Origin of the sequence: Halomarina salina (assembly GCF_023074835.1) — an archaeon.
Classification (GTDB): domain Archaea; phylum Halobacteriota; class Halobacteria; order Halobacteriales; family Haloarculaceae; genus Halomarina; species Halomarina salina.
Genome location: NZ_JALLGW010000003.1, coordinates 59,265 through 69,889, shown reverse-complemented (window position 1 = coordinate 69,889; position 10,625 = coordinate 59,265). Strand labels below are relative to the sequence as shown.

Genomic DNA, 10,625 nt, shown 5'->3' with positions numbered 1-10,625 from the left:
TTTATCATCGGTGGCCGACGTGCGGTGTGACGTCGTCTTCTCACTGGAACGCCCGCTGGGGCAGGCGAATCACGATTCGAGAGACGTACCGGTCCTCGACGGTTCGTCGATTGTAGCGTCACCGAACTGGTCGTCCCGAACGGATATGCTAGGGAGGTCCACTCAGCGCCGACACCACCGGGGGTACCGGCGACTCTCTGCAGCCACCGATACAGTTTACGGTGCGGAGCGTGTGCAATCGTTCACAATGGTACCACGGTGCACGGTACGGTCCGAGGTGAAGCGATGGTCGTAGTCGACGGGCACGGCGGCTACGTCCCGCTGTATCGCGTCGATCGGCGCGACGTCGCCGACCAGCACGGCGGACGGGCGAGCGGCGAGAGCGCCGTCCCGGCCCGCGACGAGAACCACGTGACGATGGCGTGTGAGGCCGCAGCGACGGCGCTCGCGCGGTCTGCCGCCGACGCGGCCGAGGTCGACGCGGTGTTGTCCGCGAGCGTCACCGACCCGTTCGCCGAACACGGAATCGCCGCACAGGTGGCCTACCGACTCGACGCGACCGGCGACGTCCGGACGGGTGACTTTCGGTCGAGCCGTCGGGCCGTCACCGACGCGCTCGGGGCGGCAGCGGCGTTCGCGACTGGCGGCGAGACCGTCCTGCTCGTCGCGGTCGACGTGCTTCCGGCAGACCCCGACGACGACGGGAGCCCGACCGCCGGAGCGGGGGCCGGAGCGCTCCTCCTGCGGTCCGACGCCGACGGCCCGGTCGCCACGCTCCTCGCCAGCGGGCGAGAGACGTCGGGGTTCGTCGAACACCACCGCGAACACGGTTCGGTCGCCGAGACGGGCGACGCCCGGTTCGAACGGCGACACGGCGTCGCACCGGCGGTCGAGTCCGCGGTCGGACGGGTCCTCGACGGGTCGGAGACGGAGCCCGAACGAGCCGTCGCTGGCGCACCCGACACCCGGATGGCCAGTACGGCGGTCGGCGAGGTGGACGCCGACCACGTGTCACATCGGGAGGCCGTGGGGGACGCCGGGACGGCGTCGTTCGCGCTCGACCTCGTCGCAGCGTTCGAGACGAGCGACCCCGGAACGTCCGTCCTGGGGGTCAACTACGGGGGCGGCGGGGCCGACGCGCTGCTGTTCGAGACCGGTCCGGGCGCGGACCGTACCGACGGCCTGTCCGTCGCCGAACTGCTCGACGCGAAGGAGTACGTCTCGTACGCCCGGCACCTCGAGTACCGCGAACCCGTCGAGTACGAGGGGGTGAGCGGCGCATGAGCGGCCCGCGCTATCACCGAACCCGTCGGCAGGACCAGCGCCTCGTCGGCTTCGAGTGCCAGGACTGCGGGTGGGTGTCGTACCCAGAGGAGAAACGCGTCTGCAAGCGGTGTGGAGACGCGCCCGCCACCTTCGAGGAAGTCGTCCTGGCGGAACGCGGGACCGTCGAGACGTTCGTCGTCCAGCAGTATCTCCCCGACGACATCGAGACGCCCCAGCCGGTCGCAGTCGTGGACCTGCCCCAGGCGGACGGTGAGGGGGAGGCCGCGCGCGTCTACGGTCTGCTCACCGAGACCGACCTGGAGGAAATCGAGGTCGGCACCGAGGTCGTCGCCCGGTTCCGCGAACTGTTCAGCGACGGCCGTCGGCCGGTCAACTCGTTCAAGTTCAGCGTCCCGCGTTCGAACAAGGGAGAGACCGGAGGTGCGCGATGACGCGCGACGTCCACGTCGTCGGCGCCGGGATGATCGACTTCGGCGAACTGTACGACCAGTCGTTCGACGACCTGCTGGAGTCGGCGTACCTCGAACTGCTCGACGACGTCGACCACGGCGTCGACCCGACGGCAGACATCGACGCCGCCTGGTACGGCACCATCGACATGGCCGGCGAGGGCTCGTCCGGAGCCGCGGTCGCACACGCGACAGGGCTATTCGAGAAGCCCATCACGCGCGTCGAGAACGCCTGTGCGACGGGGAGCGACGCGTTCCGGAACGCGTCGATAGCCATCCGGGCGGGCACGGCGGACGTCGCGCTCGTCATCGGCGCGGAGAAGATGCTTGACGACACCGCCGGCCTCATCCAGAGCGCGGCGCTCGAACGGCTCTGGCGCGGTCGCGGCGTGACGATGCCCGCGTTCTTCGGGATGCGTGCGACCCGCCACATGGAGGAGTACGGCACGACCCGCGAGCAGATCGCGGAGGTGAGCGTCAAGAACCACGCGAACGGGACGAAGTACCCCCACGCCCACCAGCAGTTCGAGTGCTCCGTCGAGGACGTCGCAGAGTCGCCGACGGTGAGCTACCCGCTGAACCTCTACGACTGCTGTCCGGTCACCGACGGCGCCTGTGCGGTGTTGCTCGCCAGCGAGGACCGGGCCGAGGAGTTCACCGACCGACCGGTCCGCCACGCCGGGTGGGGCCTGTCGACGGACACGTTCCAGCGTGGCGCGGACGCCGCGCTGACGAACTTCCCGGCGTCTCGTCACGCCTCGTCGCAGGCGTACGAACGCGCCGGTATCGCGCCGGACGACGTCGACGTCGCGGAGGTCCACGACTGCTTCTCCATCACGGAACTCGTCACCTACGAGGACCTCGGGTTCTGCGGCGAGGGCGAGGGCGGCCGCTTCGTCGAGGAGGGCCACACCCGCCTCGACGGCGACACGCCCGTCAACCCGTCGGGCGGTCTGCTGTCGAAGGGCCATCCTATCGGCGCGACGGGCGTCGCACAGGTCGCGGAGGTGTACGAACAGTTGCGCGACGAGGCCGGTGCGGTCCAGGTCGACGACCCGCAGGTCGGTCTCCAGCACAACATCGGCATCGGCCGGAACGCGACGGGCGCGGTCAGTTGCGTCAACGTGTTCGAGCGGCCGTGACGGGTCGACCGGTCTCTCCTCCTCGCCGACCACAGGTACACTGATGACGACGCGCCCGGACGGGTGAGGTATCGCCTGACCGGCGCTCGACGCCGGCGGTGGTTCCCTATGTACGAAGATGTCCGCTACGAGACGACCCGTGGTATCGCCACGATAACGATCGACCGACCGGAGGTGTACGACGCGTTCCGTCGACAGACCATCCTGGAACTCAACGCCGCACTGCGCGACGCCGCGGAGGACGACGGCGTCTACGCGCTCGTGCTGACCGGGGCCGGTGACGCGTTCTGCGCCGGGGCCGACGTGAACGACATGCCCGACTGGCACGAGACGATGACCAAGGAGGAGTACGCCGGCTACCTCTGGGGCGTCCAGAACGTCGTCCGACAGCTCCGCGGTATGGCGACGCCGAGCGTCGCCGCCGTCGGTGGGCCGGCCATCGGCGCGGGCTGCGACTTCGCGCTCGCCTGCGACGCACGGGTCGTCGGCCCCGAAGCGGTGCTCCGGGAGGGGTTCGTCCACGTCGGGCTCGTCCCCGGTGACGGTGGGGGATGGCTGCTCCCCAGACTCGTCGGCGAGTCGAAGGCCAAGGAGTACCTCCTGACGGGCCGGGACATCACGCCCGAGGATGCAGTGGACCTGGGCCTCGCCGTCGAGGAGGCCGACGACCCGCTGGCGAGTGCGACGGCGTTCGCCGAGGAGATGCGCGACCTCCCGGCGCTGGCCGTCCAGCACACCAAGCGCCTCGTCGACCCGCAGCGCTCGTTCGAGGAGTACTGTGAGCGAGCGATGGAGTACCAGTGGGACTGCGTCAACGACCCGGAGCACCACGAAGCGGTCGACGCGTTCTCGGAGCGTCGCGACCCCGAGTACGACCGGGACTACGCCTGAGCGGGCCGCAGATACCGAGTGGCCGACTACCGGCCTTCGAACTCCGGTTCCCGACCCTCGATTCTTGCGGTGAACCCCTCTGTGTAGTCGTCGGTCTCGGTCAATCGCTCGCCCATCGCCGACTCGTGAGCGAGGCCCTCGTCGAGCGGCACGTCGAGCGCAGAGTTGAGGAGTCCGCGGGCGGCCGCCATCCCGAGGGGGGCGTTCTCCGCGAGGTCGTCCGCGTACTCCCTCGCTCGCTCGTCGATCGCCTCGGGGTCGTCGACCACCTCGTGGACGAGGCCGATCTCCCTCGCCTCCTCCGGGTCGACGAACTCCCCCGAGAGGACGATCTCCTTGGCCTTCGAGAGCCCGACGAGTCGGGGCAGCCGCTGCGTCGCACCTCCGGAGGGGAATATCCCGAGTGTCACCTCGATGACCCCGTACTTCGCGTCACGACTGATGAGTCGGAAGTCGACGGGGAGGACGAGTTCGAACGCGCCCGCGATCGCCCCTCGCTTGATGCTGGCGACCGACACGACGTCCATGTCCTCGATGTAGTGCGTGACGTCGTTCAGGCCGACGTCGAGGCCCTCGGCGTCCTCCTCGCCACGTTCTCGCATCATCTCCAGGTCCATCCCGGCACAGAACACCGACCCCTTCCCGGAGAGCGTCATCACGCGGACTCCGTCGGTCGCGTCCACCTCCTCGAGGGCCTGCCTGAGGTCGCGGAGCAACGCCTGGTTCATCGCGTTTCGCTTCTCCGGTCGATTGAGTACGACGTCCGCCCGGTGGCCCTCGACGTCGAGCAGGACGTTTCCGTCGCCGATCTCTCGCATGGTACTCGTTCTCTCGGGGAGGACCGGTAAATAACTTCAGTACGGTTCTCATCACGAGGCCACGAACGAGAGCGCGAGCACGTCTCGAACGAGACCGAGGACACGGTCGACACGCGGAGAATCGGCCGGTCGGCAGCGACTCCGGCCGGGTCGGGGAGCGTGGTCGCCCCCGACCGACTCAGGGGCCGTTCACTGCCGCCCAGACGCGCTGCGCCGTCAGGGGCATGTCGAGACCGTCGGGGTCCAGCGGTGCGAGGGCGTCGGCCACCGCGTTCACGACGGCAGGCGGCGCGGCGATGGCTCCGGCCTCGCCGACCCCCTTGACGCCCAGTGGGTTGTGCGGGCACGGGGTGACCGTCGACTCGGTCTCTATCTCCGGGACATCGACGGACTTCGGGACGGCGTAGTCCTGGAGCGATTCGGTGAGGAGCTGTCCGTTCTCGTCGTACTCGACGTCCTCGTAGATGGCCTGCCCGATGCCCTGGACGACCCCACCGTGTATCTGTCCCTCGACGATCTTCGGGTTGATCTGGTTTCCGACGTCGTCGACGGCGCAGTACCGAAGGAGGTCGATAGCACCGACCTCGGGGTCGACCTCGACCACCACGACGTGCGTTCCGAAGGGGAACGTGTAGTTGGGCGGGTCGTAGGCGGTCGTTGCGTCCAGTCCCCGTTCGTCGTCCGGGCTACTATCCTCCGCGACGACGCTGGCGATCTCGGCGAGGCTCACCGACCGGTCGGGGACCCCGACGAGGTGGACGTCGCCACCCTCCACGACGAGGTCGTCGGGTGAGGCCTCGAGCAGGTCGCTCGCGACGTCGACCGCCTGCTCGCGGACCGCGACGGCGCTCTGCTGTACGGCACTGCCGCCGAGCGGCATCGACCGACTTCCGGCGGTACCGCCACCGACCTCCACCTCTCCGGTGTCGCCCTCGACGACGGTTACGTCCTCGAAGTCGACCCCGAGTTCCGCGGCCGCGATCTGGGTGTACGCCGTCCGGTGGCCGGTCCCGATCTCGGCGGTCCCCGACTTCACCACGACGGTGCCCGAGGGGCGGACTTCGACGACGCCGCTCTCCTGCCAGCCGGGGGCCGCGCCACACGCCTCGACGTAGCAGGAGACGCCCACGCCGAGGTATCGCCCGTCGTCACGGGCACGTCGCTGTCGCTCGCGGAACTCGTCGTAGTCGACCATCTCGAGCGCGCGGTCGAGCGTCTTCTCGTAGTCGCCGCTGTCGTAGGTGTGGCCCAGCCCCGTCTCGTACGGGAACGCGTCTGCGGGCACGAAGTTCCGTCGCCGAAGTTCGACCGGGTCGATGTCGAGTTCGTCCGCGACGGTACGCAGCAGCCGCTCGATGAAGTACGTCGCCTCCGGACGACCCGCCCCTCGGTACGCCGCCATCGGGGCCGTGTGCGTGAACGCGCCGGTGACGCGGACGTGGACGGCCGGGATGTCGTACTGGCCGCTCGCCATCAGCCCGAGGTTCGTCGGGACGATCTTCCCGCCGGGGACGAGGTAGCCCCCGACCGGTGCCACCGACTCCGCCCGGACGCCGCGGACGGTGCCGTCGTCGTCGACCGCGGCCTCCGCCGTGATCGACTGCTGGCGCGAGTGGACCATCGACAGGGAGTCCTCGGTTCTGGTCGCCACCCACTTCACCGGGCGCTCCTGGCGTTTCGCCGCCCAGGCCGCGAGCAGCTGGCCCGCGTAGGGCTGGAGCTTCCCGCCGAACCCGCCTCCGACGTCCGGCGGTCGGACGCGGACCTTCTCAGCCGGGTGGTCGAGCGTGTGAGCGACGTCGTCCCTGATCGTGTGGGGGTTCTGCGTCGAGAGCTCCAGTGAGAGTTCGTCGCTCGACGGGTCGTAGCGCGCGGTGGCGGCCCGCGGTTCCATCGCCGTCGGGAGGACCCGGTTTATCTCGATGTCCGTCGAGACGACCGTATCCGCCTCGGCGAACGCGCTCTCGACGGCGGACTCGTCCCCGACCTCCCAGTCGAACGCGACGTTGTCCGGCGCGGACTCGTGGACCGTCGGACCGTCTTCGCCGACGGCCGCGACCGGGTCTACGACCGCGTCTTTCCGTTCGTAGTCGACGTCGATAGCGCCGATGGCGTCTCGGGCGGCGTAGCGCTCGGTGGCGACGACGGCGGCGACGGGCTGTCCCCTGTACCGCGCTCGGTCGCCTGCCAGCAGGGGGTTGTCCGGGGCCGTCCCGTCCTCCGGAGCTCCGACGCGCAGGACCCCGTCGATGCCGGACGCCGTGACGTCGTCCTGGGTGTAGACCGCCACCACGCGGTCGTCGGCCAGCGCCTCGCTGGCGTCGACCGACTGGATCGTCGCGTGGCCGTACCGACTGCCGAGCAACGCCAGGTGGAGTTCCCCCTCGTACGCGATGTCGTCGGTGTACTCCGCGTCGCCCGTGAGGAGATGCGGGTCCTCGCGGCGCTGGATGGCCGAGCCGACGAGTTCGCTCGGTCGGGCGTCGCTCGGTTCGATGGGGTCGATCGCCACCGCCTCACACCCTCGCTACCGCGACGAGGTTCGTGCCATTCGATATCATAAGACACGGCTTGGCGCTCCCGGAATAAAAACGTTCGTCGGACACGACGGGCGAGGGGTGGACTCCCCTGACCCCGGTCCGTGCCCGGTCGTCAGGTCATGTCGAGGTCCGAGTCGAACGTGAGCACGTTCTCCATGTCCTCGTCGTAGACGTCGTCGAAGGCGTGCCGGGCGATGCTGCGCCGGTGGACTTCGTCGGCCCCGTCGACGATGCGGAAGGGTCGGACGGACTCGTAGAAGTACGCGACGGGGAGGTCCTTCCCGATGCCGTTCCCGCCGAGACACTGCACGGCCAGGTCCATGATGTCGTTCGTGACGTTCGCGGTGAACAGCTTCGCCATCGCCACCTCGATGCGGGCGTCGCTGTCGTCGAGTTCGCGCGCGGCGTGGCGCACCATCGTCCGTGCGGCGTGGAGCTGGGTCTCGGCGTTCGCGATGCGGTGGCGCAGCGCCTGCTTCTCCGAGAGCGTCCCGTCGAACGCGTGGCGGTCCTGGAGGTACGCCTTCGATATCTCGAGGGACCGTTCGGCCATCCCCGAGTAGCGCATGCAGTGGGTCAGTCGGCCGCCGCCGAGGCGCAGTTGCGCCAGGCGGAACCCGCCGCCCTCCTCTCCAAGGAGCGCCTCCTCCGGGACCCGCACGCCCTCGTACTTGATCTCGGCGTGGCCTCGCTCGATGTCGACGATACCGTGACCGCCGAGATGCCCCACGTTCCGGACGACGTTGACGCCGTCGAGGTCGGTCGGAACGAGGAAGATGGACGTCCCCTCGTAGGGGTGGGCGTCGAGGTCCGTCCGGGCCATCACCAGCAGGACGTCGGCGTTGTACCCATCTGAAGTCCACCACTTGTGGCCGTTGATGACCCACTCGTCGCCGTCTTTCCGTGCTGTGGTCTTGAGCATCTTCGGGTCGGAGCCACCGCCGTCGAGCGGTTCGGTCATCGAGAACGCCGACCGGATGTCTCCCTGCACGAGCGGGTGCAGGTACTCCTCTTTCTGTTCGTCGGTGCCCGCCATCTCGATGGTGTGCATGTTGCCCTCCTGCGGAGCGTTCGCCCGGATGGAGAGTGCGCCGAACAGCGACCGCCCGACCTGCTCGAACGACGGGAGCATGTCCTGGAAGTTCAGGCCCTGCCCCCCGTACTCCTCGGGCACCTGCGGCGCGAACAGGTCGCGCTCTTTCGCCAGCTCCCAGAACTCGTGGATCTCGTCTTCGCTGATGCGCTCCTGGGTCCGTAGCGCTTCCCGCTCTCGGGGCAGCACTTCCTCTTCCATGAACGCCTCGACGCGGGCCGCTACTTCGACCGCTTTCTCGGAGTCGTGGTACTCCATGTCGTATGGCACGACCACCCAGGACGTAAATCCACGGTCCGAGGCGACCTGGGCGAGGTCGGGGACACGAGGGCCGGTCAGGAGTCCCACCCGACCACGACGCTCTCCTCGTCTTCGAGCGGCGCTTTCAGCACCTTCCCGGTCGGGTTCCGCGGGAGGGCGTCGAGGAACACGAACTCGCGGGGCTTCTTGAAGTCGGCGAGTCGCTCGCCCACGAACGTCTGTAGCTCCTCGGGCGTCGGTTCCGCTCCCGGTACGGGCGTGACCGCGGCCTCGACGCGCTCACCCCACGTCTCGTCGGGGACGCCGACGACGGCCACCTCGTCGACGTCGGGATGTTCGTGGAGCACCTCCTCTATCTCGGCCGGGTAGATGTTCTCCCCGCCCGAGATGACAATTTCGTGGTCGCTCGCTCGGACGGCCGTTTACACCAGGTCACAGTGGAGTTCGAGGCGGCTCCGTTCGCTGAGGTCGAATGGAGGTACTCCTAGTGTCATTCGGAGTTCTACTGACTGAGCGACTCCAACACAGAGGGATAGACGGGTAACGTCGGCGAGATGGCGTTCGATGTGGTTGAATGTACTCGGTTCGGCGGTCCTTCACTGTGCAGCGTAGCACTCTCGTCCGGACCGATGACCCGTTACTTCCTCGGTCGGTGGTCGAATGTGTGCCGCGGAGGTCGTGAGCCGGTCGTTGATAGAACGTACCCCCGCTTCGTCCGCTCCACGGGGAGCACCGATTACTCGGCCACAGACGGCTGTCCGACCGATCTCGTGACGCCTTGTTGCCGCCACAACCATAACACACGTATCCTTGTGAGCCGAACTGGTAACCGGCGAACGCTCGAGATGGCGATTTCACGTCAGTCGGAGGCGCTGGTGCCGATGGAGCCAGGAATCCCGAGAGACGCCTCCCCGCCACGTTCCGAACGAACCGTCCGACTGACTCTCGAACGGTCCCGTTCACCCCTGATGAACGACTTTCCGTTTCCGTGTCGTTTCCTCTAACGATAGTAATATCCCGGCCAAATTCTGCGAAATGTGTTGTTTCAGAGCCCACTACACCGACCGACGTGTCCCGTTCGTTGCCCCGGTCTCGCCGTACACAGGCGTCGCGGTCCGTACAGGAAGAGGGTTCACGGTGTGCAGAGAGCGACGGTAACGTTCGACCATGTAGGACGCGCGTATCGTGATCCGCACGACGGGAGCCGAGAGAGCGACACGCTCAGTCGACATCGGGGGGAAGAGTGAAGCGGCTTCACGGGACGCCGGTTGCAGTCGGGACTATCGTCCTTCGAACTCGGGGGACTGCTTCTCGGCGAACGCGCTGACACCCTCCTGGAAGTCGTCGGTCTTCGCCGTCTCCGCGATGACGTCCGTCTCCGCGGCGAGTTGCGCCTCGATGCCTCGCGACGTACTCTCGGTCAGCAGTCGCTGGGTCCGGCCGAGTGCGACGGTCGGTCCCTCGGCGATTCGCGCTGCGACCGCTCCGAGGCGGTCCTCGAACTCCTCGTCGGGGACTGCTTCGGTCGCCAGTCCCAGGTCCACCGCCTCCTCTGGGTCGATGCGCTCGTTCAGCAGCGCGATACGTTTGGCCTGTCGGAGGCCCACGACCCGCGGCAGGAAGTACGTCGAGGCGCCGTCGCCCGTCGCGCCGATGCCGGGGTAGCCGAACTGGAAGTACGACGCCTCGCTGGCGAGGACGAAGTCGCCGAAGATGCCGAGACTGAACCCCGCACCGACAGCCGCGCCGTTGACCCCCACGACGACCGGCACCTCCGCCTGGTGGAACTGGACGATGGCGTCGTGGAGCAGCGACGCCCCCTTGCGCATCTCGCTGGGCGCGTCGTCGCTGCCGAACGTCTCCACGTCGCCGCCCGCACAGAACACGCCGTCGGAGCCGGTGAGCACGAAACACCGAATCGGCTCCTCGTGGAGGCGGACCGCGAGGTCCAGCAACTCCTCGGTCATCGTGTCGTTGAGCGCGTTCATCTTCGACGTGCCGTGTATCTCCGCGCGGAGGACGCCGTCGTCGAGCGTCGTCTCGAAGTTCTCGTAGCTCTCGGTCGCCATGGTACCCGCTCCGAGCGCGAGGGTAAAAATGGTTGGATATTTCGGGTGCGCCGGGCCGTCTATCCACCTCGACGA

Annotated in this window: 9 protein-coding genes; 4 read left to right on the top strand and 5 right to left on the bottom strand. The window is 68.1% G+C overall.

Features of this window, described 5'->3' with window-relative positions; translation table 11 throughout:
* The first annotated feature begins 285 nt into the window (after nucleotides 1-285).
* The 4 genes from MX571_RS19640 (at nucleotide 286) to MX571_RS19625 (ending at nucleotide 3,769) form a co-directional block, all read left to right on the top strand.
* A complete protein-coding gene (locus tag MX571_RS19640; RefSeq protein WP_247420467.1) occupies nucleotides 286-1,284 on the top strand; it encodes a hypothetical protein in 999 nt (332 codons plus the stop codon).
* A complete protein-coding gene (locus tag MX571_RS19635; protein ID WP_247420465.1) occupies nucleotides 1,281-1,718 on the top strand; it encodes an OB-fold domain-containing protein in 438 nt (145 codons plus the stop codon). The genes MX571_RS19640 and MX571_RS19635 overlap by 4 nt, the downstream gene beginning before the upstream one ends.
* On the top strand, nucleotides 1,715-2,878 hold the full coding sequence (locus MX571_RS19630) for a thiolase family protein (protein ID WP_247420451.1): 1,164 nt from the start codon (nucleotides 1,715-1,717) through the stop codon (nucleotides 2,876-2,878). Before MX571_RS19635 ends, MX571_RS19630 begins: the two co-directional genes overlap by 4 nt.
* 108 nt (nucleotides 2,879-2,986) lie before the next feature.
* A complete protein-coding gene (locus MX571_RS19625; RefSeq protein WP_247420448.1) occupies nucleotides 2,987-3,769 on the top strand; it encodes an enoyl-CoA hydratase/isomerase family protein in 783 nt (260 codons plus the stop codon).
* A 26-nt stretch (nucleotides 3,770-3,795) separates the two neighbouring features.
* Here the strand turns inward: MX571_RS19625 and MX571_RS19620 are convergent, their stop codons facing one another.
* The 5 genes from MX571_RS19620 to MX571_RS19600 form a co-directional block, all read right to left on the bottom strand.
* Entirely contained in the window at nucleotides 3,796-4,587 is a 792-nt protein-coding gene (locus MX571_RS19620; RefSeq protein ID WP_247420444.1) for an enoyl-CoA hydratase/isomerase family protein, read from the bottom strand.
* A 178-nt stretch (nucleotides 4,588-4,765) separates the two neighbouring features.
* On the bottom strand, nucleotides 4,766-7,099 hold the full coding sequence (locus MX571_RS19615) for a xanthine dehydrogenase family protein molybdopterin-binding subunit (RefSeq protein WP_247420441.1): 2,334 nt from the start codon (nucleotides 7,097-7,099) through the stop codon (nucleotides 4,766-4,768).
* 140 nt (nucleotides 7,100-7,239) lie between these two features.
* Complete coding sequence (locus MX571_RS19610) at nucleotides 7,240-8,478, bottom strand: acyl-CoA dehydrogenase family protein (RefSeq protein WP_247420438.1); 1,239 nt, start codon at nucleotides 8,476-8,478, stop codon at nucleotides 7,240-7,242.
* 77 nt (nucleotides 8,479-8,555) lie between these two features.
* Complete coding sequence (locus MX571_RS19605; protein WP_247420430.1) at nucleotides 8,556-8,828, bottom strand: AMP-binding enzyme; 273 nt, start codon at nucleotides 8,826-8,828, stop codon at nucleotides 8,556-8,558.
* Between the two features lie 933 nt (nucleotides 8,829-9,761).
* Entirely contained in the window at nucleotides 9,762-10,550 is a 789-nt protein-coding gene (locus tag MX571_RS19600) for an enoyl-CoA hydratase/isomerase family protein (RefSeq protein ID WP_247420428.1), read from the bottom strand.
* Nucleotides 10,551-10,625: the final 75 nt, after the last annotated feature.

Excerpts from the sequence above, each read along its gene's own strand:
- MX571_RS19640 (WP_247420467.1), top strand. The coding sequence starts at position 286 with ATGGTCGTAGTCGACGGGCACGGCGGCTACGTCCCGCTGTATCGCGTC.
- MX571_RS19635 (WP_247420465.1), top strand. The coding sequence starts at position 1,281 with ATGAGCGGCCCGCGCTATCACCGAACCCGTCGGCAGGACCAGCGCCTC.
- MX571_RS19625 (WP_247420448.1), top strand. The coding sequence starts at position 2,987 with ATGTACGAAGATGTCCGCTACGAGACGACCCGTGGTATCGCCACGATA.
- MX571_RS19600 (WP_247420428.1), bottom strand. The coding sequence starts at position 10,550 with ATGGCGACCGAGAGCTACGAGAACTTCGAGACGACGCTCGACGACGGC.
- MX571_RS19610 (WP_247420438.1), bottom strand. The coding sequence starts at position 8,478 with ATGGAGTACCACGACTCCGAGAAAGCGGTCGAAGTAGCGGCCCGCGTC.
- MX571_RS19630 (WP_247420451.1), top strand. The coding sequence starts at position 1,715 with ATGACGCGCGACGTCCACGTCGTCGGCGCCGGGATGATCGACTTCGGC.
- MX571_RS19620 (WP_247420444.1), bottom strand. The coding sequence starts at position 4,587 with ATGCGAGAGATCGGCGACGGAAACGTCCTGCTCGACGTCGAGGGCCAC.